The sequence below is a fragment of the Archangium sp. Cb G35 genome, assembly GCF_001896145.1.
Classification (GTDB): Bacteria; Myxococcota; Myxococcia; order Myxococcales; family Myxococcaceae; genus Archangium; species Archangium violaceum.
The window spans coordinates 260578-283668 of record NZ_MPOI01000015.1; the positions used below are offsets into that span (position 1 = coordinate 260578).

General features: G+C 70.5%; 15 protein-coding genes. 10 read left to right on the forward strand and 5 right to left on the reverse strand.

Annotation, left to right across the window (positions count from 1 at the left end; all coding sequences use genetic code 11):
• Window positions 1-38: 38 nt before the first annotated feature.
• Entirely contained in the window at window positions 39-3632 is a 3594-nt protein-coding gene (locus BO221_RS39955) for a PAS domain S-box protein (RefSeq protein ID WP_073566170.1), read from the forward strand.
• Here BO221_RS39955 and BO221_RS39960 read toward each other — a convergent pair.
• Window positions 3595-4179 carry a GNAT family N-acetyltransferase gene (locus BO221_RS39960; RefSeq protein WP_073566171.1) on the reverse strand — a complete coding sequence of 195 codons (585 nt, stop codon included), beginning with the start codon at window positions 4177-4179 and terminating at the stop codon, window positions 3595-3597. The genes BO221_RS39955 and BO221_RS39960 overlap by 38 nt on opposite strands.
• A gap of 111 nt (window positions 4180-4290) precedes the next feature.
• On the opposite strand from BO221_RS39960, the gene BO221_RS39965 reads away from it, so the two are divergent.
• From BO221_RS39965 to BO221_RS39980, 4 genes are all read left to right on the forward strand, one after another.
• Window positions 4291-4758 carry a macro domain-containing protein gene (locus tag BO221_RS39965; protein WP_073566172.1) on the forward strand — a complete coding sequence of 156 codons (468 nt, stop codon included), beginning with the start codon at window positions 4291-4293 and terminating at the stop codon, window positions 4756-4758.
• 26 nt (window positions 4759-4784) lie between these two features.
• Window positions 4785-5672, forward strand: coding sequence for a 5'-3' exonuclease H3TH domain-containing protein (locus BO221_RS39970; RefSeq protein WP_073566173.1), 888 nt, complete (start codon window positions 4785-4787; stop codon window positions 5670-5672).
• 121 nt (window positions 5673-5793) lie between these two features.
• Complete coding sequence (locus tag BO221_RS39975) at window positions 5794-6252, forward strand: group II truncated hemoglobin (RefSeq protein WP_143195963.1); 459 nt, start codon at window positions 5794-5796, stop codon at window positions 6250-6252.
• Window positions 6253-6708: a YaiI/YqxD family protein gene (locus tag BO221_RS39980; protein WP_073566174.1), complete on the forward strand. Its 456-nt coding sequence runs from the start codon at window positions 6253-6255 to the stop codon at window positions 6706-6708. It abuts the gene before it with no gap.
• 9 nt (window positions 6709-6717) lie between these two features.
• On the opposite strand, the gene BO221_RS39985 is transcribed toward BO221_RS39980, so the two are convergent.
• Entirely contained in the window at window positions 6718-7890 is a 1173-nt protein-coding gene (locus BO221_RS39985; protein WP_073566175.1) for a hypothetical protein, read from the reverse strand.
• Between the two features lie 324 nt (window positions 7891-8214).
• On the opposite strand from BO221_RS39985, the gene BO221_RS39990 reads away from it, so the two are divergent.
• Together BO221_RS39990 and BO221_RS39995 are read left to right on the forward strand one after the other, a co-directional pair.
• The gene (locus BO221_RS39990; protein ID WP_143195964.1) at window positions 8215-11835 is read left to right on the forward strand and encodes a hypothetical protein; all 3621 of its coding nucleotides are present in this window, start codon (window positions 8215-8217) and stop codon (window positions 11833-11835) included.
• A gap of 138 nt (window positions 11836-11973) precedes the next feature.
• Window positions 11974-12744, forward strand: coding sequence for a DUF4184 family protein (locus BO221_RS39995; RefSeq protein ID WP_073566177.1), 771 nt, complete (start codon window positions 11974-11976; stop codon window positions 12742-12744).
• On the opposite strand, the gene BO221_RS40000 is transcribed toward BO221_RS39995, so the two are convergent.
• Window positions 12739-16023: a PAS domain-containing protein gene (locus BO221_RS40000; protein ID WP_083682157.1), complete on the reverse strand. Its 3285-nt coding sequence runs from the start codon at window positions 16021-16023 to the stop codon at window positions 12739-12741. The two genes, BO221_RS39995 and BO221_RS40000, sit on opposite strands and share 6 nt — an antisense overlap.
• A 206-nt stretch (window positions 16024-16229) precedes the next feature.
• Here BO221_RS40000 and BO221_RS40005 point away from each other — a divergent pair, with 206 nt between their 5' ends.
• Complete coding sequence (locus tag BO221_RS40005; protein WP_073566178.1) at window positions 16230-16697, forward strand: (2Fe-2S)-binding protein; 468 nt, start codon at window positions 16230-16232, stop codon at window positions 16695-16697.
• Window positions 16694-18898 (forward strand): molybdopterin cofactor-binding domain-containing protein, encoded by a 2205-nt coding sequence (locus BO221_RS40010; RefSeq protein WP_073566179.1) that lies wholly within the window; start codon window positions 16694-16696, stop codon window positions 18896-18898. The genes BO221_RS40005 and BO221_RS40010 overlap by 4 nt, the downstream gene beginning before the upstream one ends.
• A 171-nt stretch (window positions 18899-19069) precedes the next feature.
• Here the strand turns inward: BO221_RS40010 and BO221_RS40015 are convergent, their stop codons facing one another.
• Both BO221_RS40015 and BO221_RS40020 read right to left on the reverse strand, forming a co-directional pair.
• Entirely contained in the window at window positions 19070-19738 is a 669-nt protein-coding gene (locus BO221_RS40015; protein WP_073566180.1) for an Isoquinoline 1-oxidoreductase subunit, read from the reverse strand.
• Window positions 19739-19778: 40 nt separating this feature from the next.
• Window positions 19779-20807 (reverse strand): glycerophosphodiester phosphodiesterase, encoded by a 1029-nt coding sequence (locus BO221_RS40020; RefSeq protein WP_233166469.1) that lies wholly within the window; start codon window positions 20805-20807, stop codon window positions 19779-19781.
• Between the two features lie 259 nt (window positions 20808-21066).
• Here BO221_RS40020 and BO221_RS40025 point away from each other — a divergent pair, with 259 nt between their 5' ends.
• Window positions 21067-23076, forward strand: coding sequence for an alpha/beta fold hydrolase (locus BO221_RS40025; protein WP_083682161.1), 2010 nt, complete (start codon window positions 21067-21069; stop codon window positions 23074-23076).
• The last annotated feature ends 15 nt before the right edge of the window (window positions 23077-23091 follow it).

Here is a 23091-nt window from a genome sequence, read left to right on the forward strand (position 1 = left end):
TTGAGCCCCGCGCAGGTTCGAAAGGAGGCCGGCTCCGTTTGTCCTCCACCATCCACAGCGCTCCTGGTGAGCCGGAGGAACCGCGGGACGCTCCCCGCCGGGAGGAGGCGTCCTGGACGCGCAGTGCACTCGCCCTGCGATTGCTGGAGCAGGCGGAGGTCTGTGCGCTCGCAGGCCTGGATGTGAAGGGCCGCATCTGTCTCTGGACCCCGGGGGCGGAGCGGCTCACCGGGCATGCGAAGGCCGACCTTCTCGGAGAGCCACTCACCGTCCTCTCCCCGCCCGAGGAGCAGGAGCGCGTGGCGAGAGCCCTGCACCAGGCCGAGCAGGAGGGGCGTTGCGAGCTCGACGGCTGGCTCGTGCGGCGCGATGGCTCCCGTTTCCTCGCCTCGCAGGTGCTCACCGCGCTGTACGACGCGGACGGGGTGCTGGCCGGTTTCGCCTGTGCGCTCGGCCCCGCGGAGCCGCGGCGGGAGCTGGAGCTGCTGCGTCACCTGGGCGAGCTCATCCTATCCTCCGTGGACGAGGGGGTGTATGGCCTGGATACCGAGGGCCGCACCACCTTCGTCAACCCGGCCGCGGCGCGCATGCTGGGGTGGACGCCGGAAGAGCTCATCGGAAAGTCCCAGCATGTGATCATTCACTCCAGGCGCCCGGACGGCACGCCCCTGCCCGAGGCCGAGTGCCGCACCACCGCCGCCTTCCGCGAGGGCCGGACGTTCCACGTGACGGACGAGGTGTTCTGGCGGCGCGATGGCAGCTTCTTCCCGGTGGACTATCGCTGCAGCCCCGTCCGCGAGGGCGAGCGCATCATCGGGGCGGTCATCACCTTCACCGACATCACCGAGCGGTTGCGTGCCCGCGAGCGCGAGCGCCAGCTGCTGCACGAGCAGACGGCACGCGTCCAGGCCGAGGCGGTGGAGCGGAGCGTGCACGGGATGCTGGAGAGCATCTCCGATGCCTTCATCGCCCTGGATCGCGCCTGGCGTTTCACCTACGTCAACCGCCGCGCCGAGGAGCTGGCACACCGCTCGCGCGAGCAGATGCTCGGGAGGACACCCCTGGAGGTGTTCCCGCACTTCAGCGGCTCGCGCTCCGAGCAGGGCTTCCGCCAGGCCTTCACCGAGCAACGGGCCGTCCACTTCGAGGAACACGACCCTCCGCGCGACACCTGGGTCGAGATGCACGTCTATCCCTCCGAGGAGGGGCTCGCCGTCTACTTCCGGGACATCACCGGCCGCAAGCGCACCGAGGCGCGGCTGCACCTCTTCGAGTCCATCGTGGTGAACACCAACGATGGCGTGGTCATCCTGGAGCCCGAGCTGGAGGAGGGACGGCGCACCCGGCGCATCCTCTACGCCAACGATGCCTTCTGCCGGATGACGGGCTACGGCAAGGAGGAGCTGCTCGAGTCGGAGTCACTGTTGCTGATGGGGCCGGAGACGGACTGGGAGGCCATCGAGCGCATGCGCGAGGCCCTGCGCCGCAGGGAGCCCTTCCGCGATGAGCTGCTCATCTACCGCAAGGACGGCTCCACCCTCTGGACGGAGAGCACCCTGGTGCCCGTGAGCGACCAGGAGGGGGTGTTGAGTCACTGGGTGACGGTGACGCGCGAGGTGTCGGAGCGCAAGCGGGCGGAGGGGACGGCGCTGCGGCTCGCCCGCGAGGAGGCGGCCCGCACCGAGGTCGAGGCGGCCCACTCGCGCATCGAGGCCATCCTGGAGAGCATCACCGACGCCTTCTTCGCCCTGGACCGGGAGCGGCGCTTCACCTTCGTCAACCGCCGCGCGGCCGAGGTGATGCAACGCCCGCGGGAGCAGTTGCTGGGCCAGCTCCTGGACGAGATGCTGCCGGAGGACGCGCGGGACGGGTTGACCAGGGGCGTGCGCGGGGTGCTGGAGGGGCAGGGCGCCTCGGATTGCGAGATGTACATCCCCTCGCTGGCGGCGTGGTTCGATTGTCACGTCAGCCCCTCGGGTGAGGGCGTCTCCGTCTACCTGCGCGAGGTGACGGCCCGCAAGCGCGCGGAGGAGGCGCGCCGCAGGCTCAGCTCCATCATCGAGGCCACGCCGGACTTCGTGGGCAGTACGGACCCGCAGGGCAGGGGCCTCTATCTCAACCGCGCGGGCCGTCGCATGGTGGGACTGGCGGAGGACCAGGACGTCAGTGCGTGGAGCCTCGCCTCGGCCCACCCGGCCTGGGCCGCGCGGCGCCTGCTGGCCGAGAGCGTGCCCACCGCGCTGCGCGAGGGCGTGTGGATGGGAGAGACGGTGATGCGCTCGCCGGACGGGCGGGAGTTTCCCGTCTCCCAGGTGCTGCTCGCCCACGCCCAGGCGGATGGGACGCTGGAGATGTTCTCCACCATCATCCGCGACATCTCGGACCGCCAGCGCGCCGAGGAGTCGCAGCAGTTCCTCTCCGAGAGCGGCCGGGTGCTGGTGGCCGCGCTGGAGTACGAGGCCACGCTGCGCAGCCTGGCCCGGCTGGCGGTGCCACGCCTGGCCGACTACTGCGTGGTGTGCATCCGGGAGGGCGGCGAGGTGCAACGTCTGGCCGTCGCCCACCGCGACCCCACCCGGGAGCCGTTGCTGCTCGCGCTCGGGCGCCTGCGCTCCGGGAGCCAGACGCTGGTGGGCATGCAGAGCGTGCTGCGCACCGGTGAGCCGGAGCTCGTTTGTGAGGTGACGGACGCCTGGCTGCGGGCCTCCGCCGAGGACGAGGAGCACTTCACCACGCACCGGGCCCTGGCGCCTCGCTCGCTGATGATCGTCCCGCTGGTGGCGCGTGGGCGGACGCTGGGGGCCGTCACCTTCGCCTTCACCGGGGAGTCCGGCCGGCGCTATGGCCCGGCGGACCTCTCGCTCGCCGAGGGCCTGGCCTCCCGGGCCGCCCTCACCCTGGACAACGCCCGGCTCTACAAGGACTCGCAGCAGGCCACGCACGCGCGCGACGAGGTGCTCGCCGTCGTCTCGCACGATTTGCGCAACCCCCTCAACGTCATCTCCCTGGGAGCGACCTACCTGCTCAAGCACCTGCCCCAGGGCGAGCAGGGGGCGTCGTGGCGCAAGCAGGCGGAGCTCATGCGGCGCTCGGCGGACAGGGCCGTCCACCTCATCCAGGATCTGCTGGAGGTGGCGAAGATCGAATCCGGGCGGCTGATGGTGGAGCGCCAGTCCCAAGAGGTGTGCCAGTTGGTGGATGACGCCATCGAGCTGCACCGGCCGCTGGCGGAGGCGCGGCGGTTGCGGCTGGAGCGGGAGCTGGAGTCTGGATTGCCGCGGGTGCTGGCGGACCGGGGCCGGGTGCTGCAGGTGTTCTCCAACCTCATCGGCAATGCGTTGCGCTACACGCCCGAGGGCGGCCGCGTCGCCGTGCGGGCCCGGCGCGAGGGCCGGTTCGTGCGCTTCTTCGTGTGCGACACCGGCAAGGGGATTGCTCCGGAGCACCTGCCGCACCTCTTCGAGCGCTACTGGCAGCCGAAGGGAACGCGGGAGGGCGCGGGGCTGGGTCTGCCCATCGCCAAGGGCATCGTCGAGGCCCACGGCGGCTACATCCTGGTGGAGAGCGAGCTGGGAAGGGGCAGTACCTTCTCCTTCACCTTGCTGGTGGACGAGGCGCCAGCAGCGCGGTGAGGACATGGTCGCGCCAGCGGCCGTCGATGAGGACGAGCTCGCGCGCGAGGCCCTCGACGGAGAAGCCCACGCGGCGCAGCACGGCGGCGCTGCGGTGGTTCTCCGGGAGGTGGTTGGCGTGGATGCGGTGCAGGCCCATGATGCCGAAGGCGTAGTCGCACACGGCATGCACGGCCTCGCTCATGAGTCCCTGGCCTTGAATCCGGCGGTCGAGCCCGAAGCCCATTTCGCACGACTGGAGGGGCCCTCGGCGGATGTCGGTGAGGGACACGCTGCCGAGCACGGGAGCGGAGGTGAGCGGGAGCTCGCGTGACACCATGAAGAGACGCAAGGCGAGACCACGGCGCCAGTCCTCGGCGTCCTGGGCCAGACGCGAGCGCCACCAGGTGACGGTGAAGAAGTTGTCGGGGCGCGCGGGCGAGACGGGGCCGAGATGGTCGCGGTTGGCCTCGTGGTAGGCGAGCACGCGCGCGGCACCATCCGGCGGGAGCAAGGCCAGGTTGAGACGCTCGGTGGTGAGGAGGACGGGTAGCGGGTCCGAGGGCATGACGGGCGGGTGGGAGGCTAGCGCGTCCGGGGGCTCGCGCGTGCGCCGTGAAGGGGAGGCTCGACAGGGCGCGGCCGCTCACGTTGACTGGTGGAGGTTGGAGCCCGCCCCATGACGCCGCGCATCGTCGAAGGAGACCTGCTGGAGCAGCGGGTCGACGCCATCGTGAACGCCTGGAACCGGAACATCATCCCGTGGTGGCTGCTGCTGCCGCAGGGGGTTTCGGGAGCCATCAAGAAACGGGGAGGGCTGGAGCCGTTCCGCGAGCTGGCCCGGGTGGGGCCGATGCCACTGGGCTCGGCGGTGGTGACCTCGGCGGGCCGGCTGCCCTACCGGGGCATCATCCACGTGGCGGGCATCAACATGCTCTGGCGCTCGTCGGAACGGTCCATCCGGGATTCGGTGACGAACGCGCTCGCGAGGGCCCGGGAGCACGGTTTCGGCTCCGTGGCGTTTCCGATCATCGGCGCGGGCAGCGGCGGCTTCGATGAGGACCGGGCCCTCGAGGTGATGGTGTCCACGCTGGAGGCCCGTGACGCGGAGATGGACGTCACCGTGGTGCGCTACCGGCGGCGCTGAGGCTTGGATTGAGGTAGACAGCCCTCATGCGCCTGCACCTCGTCGACGGTACCTATGAGCTCTACCGTGCCCACTTCTCGCCCCGCCCCGGAGCCACCGCTCCCGATGGCCGCGATGTGAAGGCCACCGTGGGGCTCGTCTCCTCGATGCTCGCGTTGCTGCACGACGCCCACGAGTCCGTAACGCACGTGGCCCTGGCCTTCGACAACCCCATCCGCTCGTTCCGCAATGATCTCTTCGCCGGCTACAAGTCCGACGAAGGCGTTCCCCCCGAGCTCCATGCCCAATTCGACCTCGCCGAGGAGGCCATGCGAGCGCTCGGGCTCACCGTCTGGTCCATGAAGGACTTCGAGGCGGATGATGCGCTCGCCACCGCCTCCGCGCGCTGGGCCGGGAAGGTGGAGCAGGTCCGGCTGCTCACCCCCGACAAGGACCTCGGCCAGTGTGTGCGCGGCAGCAAGGTGGTCCAGGTGGACCGCAAGCAGCAGAAGGAAATGGACGAGGACGCCGTGCGGGCGAAGCTCGGCGTCGCCCCGGCGAGTGTGCCGGACATGCTGGCGCTCGTGGGCGATGACGCCGATGGCATCCCCGGTCTGCCCGGCTTCGGAGAGAAGGGCGCGTCCGCTCTGCTCAACGCCTACGGCCACCTGGAGGCCATTCCCGCCGACGCGAGCGCCTGGTCCGTACGCCCCCGTGGCGCGGACAAGCTCGCCGCCACCCTGCGCGAGCACCGCGAGGACGCGCTGCTGTACCGCAAGCTCGCCACCCTGGTGACGGATGCGCCCATCTCCAAGTCGCTCGAGGACCTCTCCTGGGCCGGCGTCCCCAAGGCGCGTTTCCTCTCCCTGTGTGACTCCCTCGGACTCACCACGCTGAAGACCCGCCCCAAGCGCTGGGCCGCCGACTCCGCTTGAATGCACAGGCTGCCGGTGTGCGGTTCCCCGGCACGCCTGGGGCTGGGTTACGCCGAGGAGTGAGCCAGGGGTTGCATGCCGCCCAGAAATGGCGCACATGGGCTCGGGGTTGAATACCGCTATGTCCACCGAGCTCAAGCCCATCGGGCTGAACATTCCTGGCAACGACGACACCTGGACTCCCTCCATGGAGGACATGCCCTTCCACCGTCTGGGCGGTGAGGCGGGGGTCCAGGCCCTGGCCGAGGCCTTCTACGACGCCATGGATGCGAACGAGCCCGCGCTCGCCCGCCTGCACGAGCTGGATGAGCAGGGAAGGGTGTCGCGCGGCATGCGCGAGCGCTTCGGCCTCTTCCTCATCGGCTGGCTGGGCGGGCCCCAGCACTACATGGAAAAGCACGGCCATCCGCGCCTGCGCATGCGCCACGGCCATGTCCCCGTGGACACCGCCCAGCGCGACGCCTGGGTGCGCTGCATGCAGCGCGCGATGGATGCCCGCGGGGTGAAGGGCAACGTGCGCCGCTTCCTCGACAACCGCTTCGCCGAAGTGGCCGACTTCCTGCGCAACACCGAGGGCTGAGTGAAGATCTGGGTCGACGCCGATGCGTGTCCGGGGCCGGTGCGGGACATCCTCCTGCGCGCCTCACAGCGCTTGAGCATCCCCACCGTCTTCGTGGCCAACAAGCGCCTCACCCTGCCTCGCTCGGAGCTCGTCTCCACCGTGCAGGTGGGCGCGGGGCTCGACGTGGCGGATGGCTACATCGCCTCCTCCGCCGGGTCCGGAGACCTCGCCGTCACCCAGGACATTCCCCTCGCCGCGCTGCTCGTCCCCAAGGGCGTGGTGGTGCTGGATCCCCGGGGCGAGCTCTTCAGTGAGGAGAACATCGCCGAGCGCCTCTCCGTCCGGAACTTCATGCAGGAGCTGCGCGACAGCGGCGTGATGACCGGCGGCCCGAGCGGGTTCTCCGCCCAGGACCGCCAGCAGTTCGCCGCCTCGCTGGACCGAGAGCTCACCCGGCTGCTGAAGGCCCGGTAGCGGCGCCCGCTAGAAGCGCATCAGCAGGCCCGGGCCCGCTGTGAGCGACTCGTTGCGCCGGCCCGTGCGCATCAGCACCGGCACGGGGACGGCCTTGAAGGTCTCGGACTTCTGGCTCCGCAGCCCCGGCGAGGTGGGCGGATAGGGCATCGGCTCCTCGGCGGTGACCAGCGCCGTGATGACGAAGGTGGCCGCGATGCCGCCGATGGCCGACAGCGGAACGGCCGGGCCATCCGCGAGCGCCGTGCCCGCCAGCAGCAGCACCGCGCCCACGCCCATGGGCAGCACCGTGAGCTTGAAGACGCGCGACGCCGACAGCTCGAACGGCACCGCCAGCAGGCCGCCCACGCCCATGCCGAGCAGGGGCGCCACCAGCGTCGGAGCGAGGTTCGGGTCCTGGTCCCCCTCTTCCGCGAGCAGCACCGTGGACTGCACGAGCCCCGTGAGCACGAAGGCGTAGAGGGCGCTCATCCCCACGAGCGACGCGTCCCCATCGCTCACGTCACCGGGCAGCGCCGTGGCCGCCAGCACGCCGATGATGCCGGCCTGGGTGGTGAGCAGCGTCGCGACGGAGCGGTCCCGCGCGCTGAGCCCCTGCTCGGAGCCGAAGCCGAAGCCGGCGAGGAAGCCCAGCGCGGCGCCTCCCGCGGCGAGCAGCGATTCGTTGCGCTCCACCGGGACGTAGTACTGGTACACGGCCGCGGCGGTGCCGAGCCCCAGGCCTCCAATCACCGCGCCCACGTACGCGCCGTTTTCCGACGCGAAGGTGTTGCCGAGGATGCCGCCCGTCACCGCGCCGCTGAGCAGCTCGGTGAAGACGAGCAGCATGCCGCCCGAGCCCGAGGAGAAGCGGCTGTAGCGCTCCGCGCGCTCGGCGGCCGTCTCCGAGGGTCCCTCGGCGGGTGGAGGCGGAGGCGGAGGCGCGGGTGCGGGCTGCTGCACCTGGGTGGGCGGAGGCGGCGGAGGAGTCTGCTGCGCCTCGGGTGGCTGAGGCGGCGGAGGCGGCGGGGTGGTGGGCGCGGGAGGCTGTGCAGCGGCCGGAGGCGGCGGCGCGGGCGGGGTCTGCACTCCGGGCGAGGCTGGCTGGGTGGTGGTCGTGGTCGTGGTGGTGGTGGACTGCGCCCGCGCGACGCCATTCGCGGTCAGCAGGCCAAGACACATCAGGGAAACGACGAGCCGCATACACAGGTCTCCTGGACGAAACGTAGGGGGAAAGATGGGTCGGGCGGCCCGGGGGTGCATCGTTCAATCCCTGGCGTTGGCTCGTCCCACGGGGCAGGGCGGTGTCGGGTGTCACGCACCGGCGGCCCGGGATTGTCGGGTGCGGAGCTTCCTGGCGGGTCCGCGGGGCACCCCGCTTGCCACGAGCCGGTGTTTTTCGCCGGGGCAATGGGCGGGAAGGGCCGGCCGGCATCCTGGCGGGCAGGCACGCCTCGGGTGGGGGGCACTTGTGCCACAATGACGGTGCACCGCGCGGTCTCCGGCCCCTCTCCCCGGCCCCTCTTCATGACGACTTCCTTCCGTGCCCGGTCCTTCCCTCGGAGCCCGGTCTCCCCGGGACTGCTTCTCGCGAGCGCCGTGCTCCTGTGGCTCGGGAGCGTGACGGGCTGTGCCCGGAGCGAGGCTCCTCCGCCTCCCATCGAGGCGAAGGTGGAGGGCCACTGGCTGCAACCGCTCGCCCACGGCAGCCAGATGGTGCCGTGCGGACACGGCCACCACGCCTGGGTCTGGTCGCCGAACCGGGCTGGCTTCTGGCTGGTGGACGCGGAGGGCCGCGAGTCCGTCATCGAGGGACTCGGCGACAAGAACTTCTGGGTCGTGAACGTGGTGCCCACGGCCAACCCGGAGCGGGCGTGGGTCGTCGTGCAGGTGCCCTCGGATTACAAGTCGAGCACCGTGCTCCTGTTGGTGGACCACCAGCGGCGGCTCGAGGTGCCCGAGGTGTCCGTCCCGGACATGTCGCTGGTGCCGTCCGAGGGGCGCGAGCGGCTCTGGGTGGTCTCCGATTTCAATCTGCAGCAACTGCTGGTCGTCGATGACGCGGGCGAGGTGACGCCGGTGCGCCTCGGCACGGCGTGGATCACCTCGCGCAAGGTGATGCCCGTGGCCGGGGGCCAACAGGGCTGGCTGGTGCTGGACCAGAGCCTCCTCCACGTGGATTCGCGGGCGGGCGCTCAGCCCCTTTCGCGGCCACTGCCCGTGCAGAACGTGTGGGCCCTGCTCCCCACCCGGCAGCCCCATCGGGCCTGGGTGCTCGCGGATCTGCCCGGCAGGACCGGGCCCCAGTTCTTCCTCGCGAGCCGGGAGGTCATGAAGGCGACGCCCCTGCTCGGGAATGTCCAGCGGCTCTTCGCCCACCGCGACGCCAATCTCGCCTGGGTGTTGCTGTCCCCGGGTCCCAGTGTGGGGCCGAGCCCGGCCTCGGAGCTGAAGCTCGTGGGGCTCGATGGGAAGACGGTGGGACCTGGCGTGACGGTGGAGGGCTCGCCCGCCGTGGAGCGCTCGCCGGACGGGCACTTGTGGGTGAGCGACGAGCGGCGCGTCTACCTCCTGGGAGAGGGCGGAGACGAGGTGGCGCGCAGCGCGGACGCGGAGGGGTTGGGCCGGGCCGAGCTCTACCCCGTGTCGGCGGAGCGCGCCTGGGCGGTGACGGAGGAGGGCGGGGTCCGCCTGCTGTCGGTGAAGGGCCAGGTCATCACCTCGGGAGACCAGGCGGTGACGGGTCTTCACGAGCCCCGCTTGATGGCATTGGACGCGCACGGCGGTTGGGCGCTGTCGGACGGTGGGACCCGGCTGCACCGGCTCACGCTCGGGCCGGTGGGACTGCGGGCCATGCAGGTGCTCGAGGGCGCGGGGCTGAACGACGTGTTCCCCCTGAAGGGCACCGGCCGCGCCTGGGTGACGGGTATTCCCCGGGGCTCGCTGTACGGGCCGGCCTCGGACGTGGGGCGCGTCCGGGTGGGCTTCGCGGGGGGTTCCCATATCGAGCGCGACGCGAAGGGCAACGTTCTGGTGGAGGGCCGTCTGGAGGCGGGCGCGCCGCTGGAGTCGTTGGAGCTCGACTGGCCCGGGCTCGCGCAGGCGGCGGGAGCGGGACGCACGCTGCGGCTCGAATTGCGCGCGGAGGAGGGCAAGGGCGCGCTGGTGGGGCAGGGCGTGCGGCGTCTCGCGGAGCCGTCCGGTGTGCTCTTCCAGTGGACGGAGCCGCCGGGAAGCGCGGAGCACCTCTACCGCACCGTGGTGGCGCACGAGGTGGAGAATGGCACCCGGCTCACCGCCACCTTCCAGCACGTGCCCTTCGGTGTGCCGCTGCTCGACCGCGTCTGGGTTCGCACCGCGCTGGCGTGTCTCGCGGTGACGTTGTTGTTGCTGTTGCCCGTGCTGCTGCTGCGCCCCTCGGCGGTGACCCGGCGGTGGCTGCCGCTCGCCGGCTATGTCGTCACCGGGGTGGGGGCGGGCGGTGGCGAGCTGCTGGGGCTGCTGGGAGGGCTGCGCATCCACCTGCCCACGGTGCTCGCCGTGACGTGCGCCGAGCTGGTGCTGTGCGCGGGTCTGGGGCTGCTGTCGCCGGCCGTGTTCCGCCGGCTCGTTTTCACGCACCCGTTCTCCTGGGCCGCGGCGCCGCTGCTGCGCTCGCCTTCCTTCCGGCGCCGCTTCTTCGCCACGCATGTCCGGCAGGTCCGCCGCCGGGTGGACGTGGCCTCCGCCCAGGCCAATGGCGAGGTCTTCGTGGAGCTCTCCTCGCACGTCACCGAGTACGCCGGGCCCGGAGTCGCGCCCTCGGCCTCGGAGCGCACGGCCGAGGAGTTGTGCGGGCTGCTCACGCGCGAGCGCGCGCACCTGCTCATCCAGTGCGCGGGAGGCCGGGGGAAGAGCGCGCTCCTGCGGCGGCTGGTGCGGCTGTCACTGGAGCACTTCGAGAAGCAGCCGTCCTCGCCGCTGCCCGTGTTCATCGATCCGGCGGCGGAGGACCTGGAGACGGCCGCGAAGGAGGCCCTGCAGGACCTGGGGCTGCCGGAGGCGCTGCGGGACGCGCTGCTGGAGTCGGGAGACTTCTTCCTGGTGCTGGACGGCCTCACCGAGTCGAAGCTGGAGCCGGAGGCGCTGCGCCGCTACCTGGAGCGGGAGATGGGGCTGCACGCGCCGGTGCTGTTGTCCGCGCGGCCGAACGAGGCGTACCGGACGGCGATGGCGCACGCGCTGCGGTGGATGGCGGTGGAGCCGAAGCGGCTGGACGCGGCGGGGCTGGAGCGCTTCCAGGCGGCGTACCCGGGTCCGGATGGCAAGCCGGTGCCGCTCTCCGAGTCCCTCCAGCGCATCTGCCGGGGGCGGGCGGCGGACGGGACGTACGTGCCCCTGCTGGTGCGCCTGGCGTTGCGCTTCGGCGGGGGCGGGGTGGACAGCGTCATCAACCTCTACCGGGCGGTCTTCGCGGGGTTGTTGAAGAAGGCGCCGGACGACGCGGAGACCTCGGAGCTGCTGGGCTTCGCGGAGGCGCTGTGCCTGGGCAGCTACTGGCGGCATCGCAGCCGGCTGATCGTCTTCCGCGACAGCCCGGACGAGGCGAAGCTGCGGATGCTGCTGGACGCGGGGCTTCTGGTGGCGGCGGACGCGAGGCCGGGGCCGGTGCCCACGCACGTGCGCTTCTTCCACGACTCGATGCAGAGCTACCTCACGGCGCGGGCGCTGTACGCGCAATACGCCTCCCAGGCGCGGTGGGACTGCCTGTGGCGCGCGGCGGGCGAGCCGGGTTTCGCGCGGGAGCAGTCGGACCTGATGACGGAGGCGGGCTCGGAGCTGTTCCAGATGTGCTCGTACGTCTTCGGCTACGACGCGCGGCTGAAGGCCGAGCTGATGCGGCACCTGGAGCAGTGCGCGGAGGCGAACGACGAGCGGCTGAACAAGGAGGGCATCCTGGCGGCGGTGCCGGAGGAGTTGCGGCCCGTGTTGCGCAAGTCCGGACGGGTGTTGTCGCCGGGGCTGTTGCTGAGCGAGGCGGGCCGCGTCTGCGCGGAGCACCCGGACGGAGATGCCCTGTTCCTGCTGTACGCGCGAATGGCCCCGTTGGCGTGGCCCTGGAAGCCCGAGGAGGAGAGTCCGGCACGGTCCCAGGAGGACGCGGCGTAGTGTCCGCGGCTCCCCTCCCTCGCCCTCCGGGAGAGGGCCGGGGTGAGGGTATCTCGTGTCCAGAGTTCCCCACTCGAGCCTCCACTCGAGCGGGCCGTGACACACGGGAGTTCACCTGGCGCCTCGGAATGACTACGGATGGGGCCGACTCCCGTGCCCGTCACCCTTCCAGCCCATGCCGCCGCGGTGCTCCCGTTCTTCCGGTTGTCCCGGAGGGGAGTGCTGCCCACCGCGCTCGTCGTCGGAGCCTGTGCGCCGGACCTCTCCTACGTGTACACCATGCGCGCGCTCGGCGACTACGCGCACGAGTTCCCCGGCTTCGTCCTCTTCTGCGTGCCCGTGGGGCTCGCGGTGCTGGTGTGGCTGGAGGTGCTCGTCCTCCCCGCGCTGAGACGCGCCCTGCCCGAGCTCCTGGGCGTGCAGTGGGGCCGCTTCGCCCGCACGGAGGGCCTGCCCCGAGCGCCGCTCGCCTGGGTGGCCACGGTGGGGGCCCTGGTGCTCGGCGCGAGCACCCACCTGCTCTGGGATGGCTTCACCCACGCCAGCATGTGGCCCGCGGACGTGCTCTACCCGGACATCCGCGTCCCCGTGGGCAGCAGGGAGCTGCCGCTGGCGCGAGTCCTCCAGCACGCCTCCTCGCTGGTGGGCTCGCTCGGGGTGCTCGGGTACATGGCGAGCCGCTACCGGCACCTGAAGCCCGTGCCGGGAGGCTCCTGGGCGGATGGCCTGCGCGTGCTGGTGCCCACGGCGGCTGGAGCCATGCTGGGACTGGTGCTGCGGCTCTCCCGCTTCCAGGACATGGGGGCGCTGGAGGCGCAGCTGTGGTGGGCCTTCTGGCCCACGGTGACGGGAGCGCTCGCGGGGCTCACCGTGGGGTGCGCGCTCGTCCGGTGGCGCCGGCCCTCATGATTTGCGCTCCACCTGCTCCAGGGCCCGTTGCAGCTGCGGCAGCGCATAGGGCTTGGGCAGCATCACCGCGCCCTCCAACCGCTCGGAGCCACCGCCAAACACCGCGTTCCCGAGCCCCGAGGCGATGATGATGCCCATGCCGGGCCTGTGCCGGACGGCCTCCCGGGCCAGCTCGACCCCCGATGAGCCCGGCAGCGTCACATCCGTGAAGAGCACGCCGAAGACGCCGGCCTCGAGGGCCTTCCGGGCCTCCTCCGCGCTCGCCACCGCCAGCACGTCGAAGCCCAGCAGGCCCAGCAGCTCGCACGCCGACGCGCGGATGTCCTCATCGTCCTCCACCAGCAGCACGCGCTGCCGCCGGGCGGACTCCTTCGCCGTGCGTGGCGCCGGCTTCCGCGCGCGGTTGTCGAGCAACTGCCGCACCTTGCGCGCCATGTCCTCGCGGCGATGGGGCTTGCTCAACAGCTGGACGCCCGGGTCGAGCCTCCCTCCCGTCGCGATGGCGTCCTCCGTGTAGCCGGAGGTGAAGAGCACCTCGAGCTCTGGCAGCAGCTCGCGGGCACGCCGGGCCATATCGGCGCCGCGGATGGGCCCCGGCATCACCACGTCGGTGAACAGCAGGTCCACGGGGATGCCGCTCTGGAGGATGGCCAGCGCGCTCTGCCCATCGGCGGCCTTGAGCACGCGGTAGCCCAGCTCCGCCAGCATCTCCACCACCGTGGCGCGCACCTCGGGGTTGTCCTCCACCACCAGGATGGTCTCGCTCCCTCCCTCGATGGGGCCGGTGGAGATCTCCGCGGGCGCCGCCTCCTCGTCCCTCAGCGCGCGGGGCAGGTACAGCTCGATCGTCGTGCCATGCCCCACCTGGCTGGAGAGCTGGATGTGGCCTCCGCTCTGTTTGACGAAGCCATACACCATGCTCAGGCCCAGCCCCGTGCCGCGGCCCTCGGGCTTGGTGGTGAAGAATGGCTCGAAGACACGCTCCAGCACCTCCGGGGGCATGCCGCAGCCGGTGTCGGTGACGGCCAGGAGCACGTACTCCCCGGGCAGCACCTCCGGGTTCAACCGGGCCGTGTGCTCATCCAGCCGGGCGTTGCGGGCTTCGATCTTCAGCGTGCCGCCCTCGGGCATGGCATCCCGGGCGTTGATGGCCAGGTTGAGGAGGACGTTCTCGAGCTGGTTGGGATCGGCGAACGTGTTCCACAGGTCGCCGGGGATGAGGGTCTCCACCTCGATGCGCTCGCCCAGGGGGCGGCGCAGCATGTCATCCATGCCGTGCACGAGCCGGCCCACGTTGAAGACGAGGGGCTGGAGGGGCTGGCGGCGCGCGAACGCGAGCAGATGGGACGCGAGCCGGGCACCCCGCTCCACGGCCCCGGCAGCGGCCCGCAGGCGGCTCTGGGCCCGCGCGTTGCCGGCCGTGTCGCGCTGCAGGAGCTGGAGGTTGCCACTGATGACCTGCAGCAGGTTGTTGAAGTCGTGCGCCACGCCGCCGGTGAGCTGGCCCACGGCTTCCATCTTCTGCGCCTGGCGGAGCTGCTCCTCGATATGCCGCTGCTCGGTGATGTCGCGCGCGAAGGCGTAGAGCACCCCGTCCTCGGGCACGGGCACCGCCGTCCAGGAGAGGCGGCGGTAGGTGCCGTTGCGGTGCCGGAAGGAGTTCTCGAAGCGCAGCGTCCGGTTGCCCGCGGCCAGGTTCGTCACCTCGGTCCGCGTCTTCTCCCGGTCGTCGGGGTGCTCCAACCAGGCGGACGTCTTCCCCAGCAACTCCTCCTCGCTCCAGCCGAGCAGCGTGGTCCACGCCGGGTTGATGCTGAGGAACCTGCCCTCCATGTCCGCCACCAGCAGCAGATCCTGGGAGACGTTCCAGATGCGATCGCGCTCGCGCGTGCGCTGCTCGACCCGCTGCTCGAGCAGCTCGTTGGCCCGCCGCAACTCCTCCATCACCTTGATACGCGCGCACGCCGTCCAGATGCGATCGGCGACGTCGCGGATGAACTCGCACTCCTCGGGGGACCAGTGACGCACCACCGTGTCATGGAGGAACAGGACGGCGGAGAGACGGCCGTGCTCCATCAGGGGCACGTTGAGCAGGGCCCGGATGCCCAGGGCCAGCAGCTTCCCGGAGGTCGCGGCCGTCCTCGGGTCCTGCTCGACGTCCGGGATGACGATCGTCTCACCCCGTCCGAGGTCCTCGTGGTGGCCATGGTCGGTGAACCCGTGCGGGCCCGCCACGCTGGCCACGCTGGGACCGGAGATCCAGTCCCGCTCGACCTGGAAGAGCCACCGGGCCGTGTCGAACGCGCAGTAACCCGCGCGCGAGACGCCGAAGAGGCGCCCGACGATCTCCATGGCCGTGCTGGCGACGCGGGCCGTGTCGTTCAGCTCCCGCAGCCGGTCGCCGAGCTCGACGAGCGCGGCCTGCCGCAGCTCCGCCTTCTTCCGCTCGTGGATGTTGAGCAGCACGCCCGGGAAGCGCAGCGGCCTGCCGCCGGCGGTGAGCTCGCAGTGGCCGTTGGCTTCGATCCACAGGTAGGAGCCGTCGAGCTGCCGGACGCGGTACTCGGCGCGGTAGGGGCCGCCGGTCTCCGCCGTCCGGGCAACCAACGCGAGGATCCGCGCGCTGTCCTCGGGGTGGATGGACTCCGCCACGATGCTGAGCGGCAGACCCCGGGCGGCCTGCTCCGGGTCGATGGAGAAGGAGCGGGCGAAGCGCTCATCGGCGGTGAAACGGTCGGTGGGAATGTCCCAGACCCAGGTGCCGATCACCGCGCCCGCGTTGAGCGCGAGCTGGATCCGCTCATTGGCCTGGCGCAGCGCGTCCTCGGCCTGCTTGCGTTGGGTCACGTCCTGGACGACGCCCCGGAGCCGGACGGGCCTGCCCTCGGCATCGCGGAGGAACTCGGCCCGACGGGAGATCCACCGCGGCTCGCCGGTGTCCTGCCGGTGGATCCGGTAGTCGACCGTGGTCCTCGCGAGGCCCTGGGCCCGCGACTCGGCGGTCGAGGCGACCTGCCGGTCCTCGGGGTGGACGAGCGGCTCGATGGCGGACACCGGCATCACGTCCACGGGCTCGATGCCGTACACGCGGCAGAACTCCGGGGTCACGGTCATCAGATCGGTGGAGATCTCCACCGTGAACAGGCCGATGCCCCCGGCTTCCTGGGCGAGGCGCAGTTGCTCGTTGCTTTCCTGGAGGCTCTCCTCCGCCCGCTTGCGCTCGGCGATGTTGGCTGCGGCTTCCGGGGCGTTTTCTGGGTGGAACAGGGGAAGGCTCATGGGGGTGATGCCGTGGGGGGAGCGTCGAGAAGACTGTTGCCGTGCAATCCTTTTCCGCGCAAGAGGGGAGACGGCTGGAAGTGCCGTCAGGGCTGGATCGAGGGCCGGGCCTGCCCGGAACCGTCCGGAGAACAACGCTGCATGCGTCCGGCCAGATGAAGCACGGACTGGCTGTTAGGCTTCCGAGCCCCAGAAACGAGCGCCCCATGCCTTTCACGCTGACGGTCAACGGCGAGTCCCATGCTCTCGAGGTGGATGAAGACACGCCCTTGCTGTACGTGCTCCGGGATGAACTGCGTTTGAACGGAGCCCGGTATGGTTGCGGCGTGGGCCAGTGCGGCGCGTGCACGGTGCTGTGCGACGGGGTACCGCTCCGCTCCTGCTTCGTCCCGGCCGCCTCGCTGAGTGGACGGGCCCTCACCACGCTGGAGGGCCTGCGTGCACCGGACGGGGCGTTGCATCCCCTCCAGCGGGCCTTCCTGGACGAACAGGCGGGCCAGTGTGCGTATTGCATTCCGGGGATGGTCATGGCGGCGGCGGCCCTGCTGCGGGAGAAGCCCCGGCCGTCCGAGGCGGAGATCCGCACCGCGCTGGACGCCAACCTGTGCCGGTGCGGCTCGCACAACCGCATTGTGCGCGCCATCCAGCGCGCCGCGGAGGAGCTGGCCCGATGAGCGCCCGCATCGACCGCCGTTCGGTCCTGAAGGGCTCGCTGGTGCTGGCCTTCGCCCTGGCCGCCCCGGGCGTCTCCGGGCAAGTGCCGCGCCAGAGGCTGCCGGGAGACATGGCGCGTCACCCCCGGCTCGACGCCTGGCTGCGCATCGGCGCGGACGGGAAGGTCACGCTGATGACGGGCAAGGTGGAGCTGGGCCAGGGCATCCTCACGGCGCTCGGGCAGTTGTGCGCCGATGAATTGGACATCGAGCTGTCCCGGTTGACCATTCTCTCCGGCGACACGAGGCACTCCCCGAACGAGGGGACCACGGCCGGGAGCATGTCCGTGTCGCAGGGGGGCTCGGCGGTGCGTCAGGCCGCCGCCGAGGTGCGCGCCCTCCTGGTGGGACTGGCCAGCGAGCGTCTGCGTGTCCCCGCCCGGCGGTTGCGCGTGCGGGACGGGACGGTGTCGGATCCGGTCAGCGGGGGCAGCGTCACCTATTGGAGTCTGGTGGGGGGGCAGACGCTGAACCGCGAGGCAACCGGCACCGTCACGCCGAAGCCCGCCTCCGAGCGGCGTTACGTGGGCCGTCCGGTGCCGCGTCTGGACCTGCCCGCCAAGCTCACGGGCGAGGCCATCTTCGTGCAGGACTTCCGGTCCGGCACGCTGGCCCACGGCCGCGTCGTCCGAGCCCCTTCCCACGGTGCGATGCTCGTCGAGGCCGGCACGTCCAGCGTGGAGCGCATGCCGGGGGTCTTGAAGGTGGTGCGCGACGGGAACTTCCTGGGAGTGATTGCGTCCAAGGAGTGGCAGGCCATCAAGGCCGCGGCGGCCCTGGCGGGTGCCGCGAGGTGGCGCGAGCACGCCACGTTGCCCGTGGATCCCCATGCCTGGCTGCTGGGTGCTCCGTCCCAGGACACCGTCATCCAGAACACCGTGCGCCCGGCGGGTCCACCTCCGGCGCGGACGCTGGAGGCGAGCTACCGCCGTCCCTACCAGATGCATGGCTCCATCGGCCCCTCGTGCGCGGTGGCGGAGTGGGACGGAGACATGCTGACCGTTCACACGCACAGCCAGAGCGTCTTCGATACCACCGAGGCCATCGCGAGGATGCTCGGCCTGCCGGGAGAGAAGGTGCGGGGGGTGCACCTGCACGGCGCGGGTTGCTATGGCCACAACGGCGCGGACGATGCCGCCGCGGATGCCGCGCTCCTGGCCCGTGCGCTGCCCGGCCGTGCCGTCCGCGTGCAGTGGTCGCGCCAGGACGAGCACACGTGCGAGCCCTACGGCTCGGCGATGGTGGTGAAGGTCCGCGCCGGGGTGGACGAGAAGGGCGATGTGCTCGATTGGAATTACGAGCTCTGGTCGACTCCCCACAGCACTCGGCCGGGAGGAAACCCTGGCAACCTGCTGGCGGGCCGTTCGCTGGCACGGCCCTTTCGCATGCCGGTTCCGAGGAACGGCGGGCCGCCGAACTACGCCGCGGATCGCAATGCCATTCCACTCTACGCGTTTCCCGGCCAGTCGGTGACGACGCACCTGGTGACGGAGATGCCGCTCCGGGTGTCCTCGCACCGGGGGCTCGGCGCCTACGCCAACGTCTTCGCCATCGAGTCCTTCATGGACGAGCTGGCGCATGCGGCGAAGGCGGACCCGGTTGGGTTCCGGCTGCGCCAGCTCCAGGATGCGCGGGCGAAGGCCGTCATCCAACGGGCGGCGGAGCGCTTCGGGTGGTCGAAGGGCCGCCGCTCGCCGAATCACGGACGGGGTCTGGGCTTCGCTCGTTACAAGAACCTCGCGAGCTACTGCGCTGTCTGTTTGGAGGTCTTCGTGGATCCGGACAGCCACGCCATCCAGGTCGTGCGGGCCGTGCTGGCCGCCGACGCGGGCGAGGTGGTCAATCCGGACGGGCTCTCCAACCAGTTGGAGGGAGGGCTGGTCCAGTCATTGAGCTGGAGCCTGAAGGAGGCGGTCCGATACGACGGTCAACGCATTCTCTCGCGGGACTGGAGCACCTATCCCATCCTCACGTTCTCGGAGGTGCCGCCCGTGGAGGTGGTGGTGCTGGATCGTCCGGGTGAGCCGTTCCTGGGGGTGGGCGAGGCCGCGCAGGGCCCCACGGCAGCGGCGCTGGCGAACGCCGTGTTCGAAGCGACGGGAGCGCGAGTTCGAGACCTGCCCATCACACCGCAGCGGTTGGCGGCGATTCGAAAGGGTTGATCAATATCCCCTCTCCCCTCGGGAGAGGGTCGGGGTGAGGGTGCCTGTCTCCGTTCTCCAACCCGTGACCCCCAAGTGGAGACAGGGAGTTCAACCTGGGATGCGTGGCACCCTCACCCCGTCCCTCTCCCGGAGGGCGAGGGGATATGAGCTCGGTGTCAACGCGGGAGCTCAGGTCTTCGGGCAGTGAGCACCCGAATCGATCCACGCCTGGATCAACTCGCCGAAAGCCTTCTGCGTGCCTGGGACGGGTTGCATGCCCGGCCCCGGGTTCCATCCCCAGCCCACGAGCACATCCTCGGCCATGTGATGGTGGAGCTCCTCGAGGCTCTTGCCACCGTTGCGCTTGGAGTCCTTGAGCTGCTCGCAGATCTCCCCCAACGACCGGCCCACCCACGCCATTTCGGCGGGCGCGAGGGCCCACTTCGGGTTGCCCGGGATGCTCTGGACGGTTCCACCCACCACGGGCGTGTTGCTCTCGCGGTGGCATCCGGTGCAGGGCAGGCCCGGCGTCCCATGGCCACTCGGACCACCGGAAACCTTGGGAAGGTGCATCCGCTGCTCCATTCCCTGCCGGGGGATGTCATCCGGGGGATGGCAGTTGGTGCAGCGCGGATGGGTGATGACCCGGCCCGCCTCGACGAAGAGCGCGATGGAGCGGGCTTGCGCGTCCGTGATGCCGGAGAACGCCGACACGGGCTGGAGCGGGTCACGCGCCCCGGCGTCCGTCGAGGCGCGAGCGGTGGGCTCCACGGGGACGGGCCGTGCGGTTCCCTTGCAGTTGCAGCCCGCCAGCGTCACGGCGGCACTCCACAACAGGATGGCGGAGAGGCTTCGCATGTGGCGCGAGCGTAGCCTCCCGCCCGCCGAGGTGGAGACTTCAGCGCTTGAAGGTATCCACCGCCTGACGGCCCACGGAGGGGTCGTCGGTGAAGAACCCGTCGATACCCGCCTCAAGGTACTTCTGGATCTCCGTGACGGAACCAGAGGTGCTGCGGGCGGTGTCGTCCCCCTGCGCCTTGAGGGGCGCGGGCAGGAAGGCATTCTCTGGCCGGAAGGTGTACGGGAACACGACCAGCCCGGCGGCGTGGGCGTTGCGCACCAGGTCCGTCGGCTTCTCGAAGTTGCCCGCGCTGTCCACATTCATGATGGTCAGCTTGTAGGGCCCGACACCCTGGGCGTACTTCGCGACATCCTTCATGCCCGCCTCGGTCATCAGCTCGTTGTAGGTGCGCGAGTCGCTCGCCACGACGAAGTCATAGGGCTTCTTGTCGCGGGCCTCCATCAGCTGCACCAGCTTCCAGTTCGGCTGCGAGCCGCCGATCTTCTGGCGCAGTTCCTTGAGGTTGGCCACCTCGAAGGACTGGATGTAGACGGTGGCCTTGCTCTTGGAGAACTCGTTGGAGCGGAGGGTCTCGACGAGCTTCTCCTCGAGGGGCAGCCCGATGGACTGGAAATACGTCGGGTGCTTGGTCTCGGGGTAGAGGTGGATGGTGCGGCCGGTGCTGGCCGACAGCTCCTGGGCCAGGGAGATGACCTCGGCGAGCGTGGGGACTTCGTACTGGTCGTTGTACGTCTTGTTGGCCGGGCGGGCCTGGGGGATGCGCTCGCGGGCGCGCAGCTCCTTGAGCTCGGCGAGCGTGAAGTCCTCGGTGAACCAGCCGGTGAACTCCACGCCGTCGATCGTCTTCTGGGTCTTGCGGTCAGCGAACTTCGCGATGTCCGCCACGTTGGTGGTGCCGGAGATCTCGTTCTCGTGACGGGCCACGAGCACGCCGTCCTTCGTGGACACCAGGTCGGGCTCGATGATGTCCGCGCCGTCCTCGACGGCCTTGCGGTAGGCCTCCAGGGTGTGCTCCGGCCGCAGAGCGCTGGCGCCACGGTGGCCCACCACGAGCACCTTGTTCACGATCGGAGCCGAGAGGTCGGCACAGCCGGTCATCGAGAAGGCGCACGCCGCCGCGAGGGCGGACGCACGAAGAGAGGAGAAGCGGGGCAGGTAAAGACGAAGGGAGTGCGAGAGCAGGGGAGGTCTCCGGGAACGTGACGCGTGCGTCGTGGAGTGCGGTGGGCGTAACACCCGGAGATGGCGGGCGGGTGAACAGCGTGGAACTACAGCGTCAAACTGATCAATCCATGCGAACGGCCGCTGGTAGGGTTCGCGCACCATGAACCTCCGAACCCTCACCCCCCTGCTCATGTCGCTGCTGACGGGCGCTCCCGTGGCGCTCGCCCAGCCCTCTGCGCAGCCCGCGCAGAAGTCCGCCTCGCCCTCCACGGTGCAGGGCGCCACCCCGCTGCCCGGCCAGCCCAACCTGCTCGCCAGCGGTGTGCCCGAGATTCCTCCCGAGCTGCGCAAGCGCGTCCTGCAGTACCTCGAGTCGCGCTCGGCGAACCTGATGGACGTGAGCCGTGACGGCAAGCAGGTGCTCATCTCCACCCGCTTCTCGGACACCAATCAGCTCCACGTGGTGGAGCAGCCCATGGGCGCCCGCTCCCAGCTCACCTTCACGCCGGAGCCCATCAACTCCGCGGTCTTCCACCCCAAGGACTCCAACGTCCTCTTCTTCATGCAGGACGTGGGCGGCGGCGAGTTCTTCCAGTTGTTCCGGCTCGATCGGCGCAACGGCCGCTCCGAGATGCTCACCGATGGCAAGAGCCGCCACGAGGCGCTCCTGCTCTCGAATGATGGCAAGTGGCTCGCCTACAGTGGCACCGGCCGCAACGGCAAGGACACCGACGTCTACGTGGCGCCCACGGACAACCCCCGGCAGGCCCGCCGCCTCACCGAGGCCGAGGGCTCCTGGTACCCCGGCGACTTCTCCCGCGATGGCTCCCGGCTGCTCGCCCTCCAGTTCCGCGCCGCCGATGACTCCGACCTGCACGTGGTGGACATGAAGACGGGTGAGCGCCGCCAGCTCACCCCCAAGGAGGGCAAGGGCAGCATCAATGGCGCCGTCTTCACCCCGGATGGCAAGAGCGCCTATATCGTCACCGACCGCTACAGCGACTTCTCCGAGCTCTACAAGCTGGAGCTCGACAAGGCGCCCTATACCTCCGCGCCCCCGTCCCTCACGAAGTCCATCCGCTGGAACGTGGAAGGCATCGCGCTCTCCGATGACGGCAAGACGCTCGCCGTGAGCACGAATGAGGACGGCTACAGCCGGCTGTACCTCATGGACACGAAGCGGGGCTCGCTCTCGCCGGTGGAGATGCCCCGGGGCGTGATGACGCAGTTCACCTTCCCGCGCGGGCGCTCGGACGTGCTCGTTTATGGCGTCACCACCTCGAAGTCGCCCGCGGACATCTACATGCTGGATCTGCGCACGAAGAAGAGCACCCGCTGGACGCGCTCGGAGGTGGGCGGCCTGGACACGGACACCTTCGTGGAGCCCGAACTGGTGCGCTACAAGGCAAAGGACGGTGTGGAGGTGCCCGCGTTCCTCTACCTGCCGCGCGAGCGCAAGGGCAAGGTGCCCGTGGTCACCGTCTTCCACGGCGGCCCCGAGGCGCAGAGCCGGCCCTGGCTGAGCACCTTCACCCAGTACCTCGCGGTGGAGATGGGCATGGCGGTGTTGACGCCCAACGTGCGGGGCTCGGATGGGTACGGCAAGTCGTTCCGCGCCATGGATGACGGGGTGAAGCGCGAGCAGAGCCTCGCGGACATCGGTGCCACGCTGGATTACATCGCCTCGCGTGCGGAGCTGGATGCCTCGCGCGTGGGCGTGTACGGCGGCTCCTATGGTGGTTACATGGTGCTGGCCAGCGCCGCCTACTACCCCGAGCGTTTCAAGGCGGCGGTGGACGTGGTGGGCATCTCCTCGCTGCCCACCTTCCTGCAGAACACCCAGGCCTACCGCCAGGAGCTGCGCCGCGTCGAGTACGGTGACGAGCGCGACCCCGAGGTGCGCAAGGTGCAGGAGCGCATCTCCCCGCTCAACTCGGTGGAGCGCATCAAGGCCGCGCTCTTCGTGCAGCAGGGCGCCAATGATCCGCGCGTGCCCCAGTCCGAGGCGGAGCAGATCGTCAAGGCGGTGCGTGCCCGGGGCTCGGACGTCTGGTACATGCTCGCGCTCGACGAGGGCCACGGCTTCGGCAAGAAGGCCAACCGAGACACCATCACCATGGCCACCTTCCTCTTCCTGGAGAAGCACCTGGGGACGAGCTCGGGCAGGTAGGCGAGCGGGGGAGCG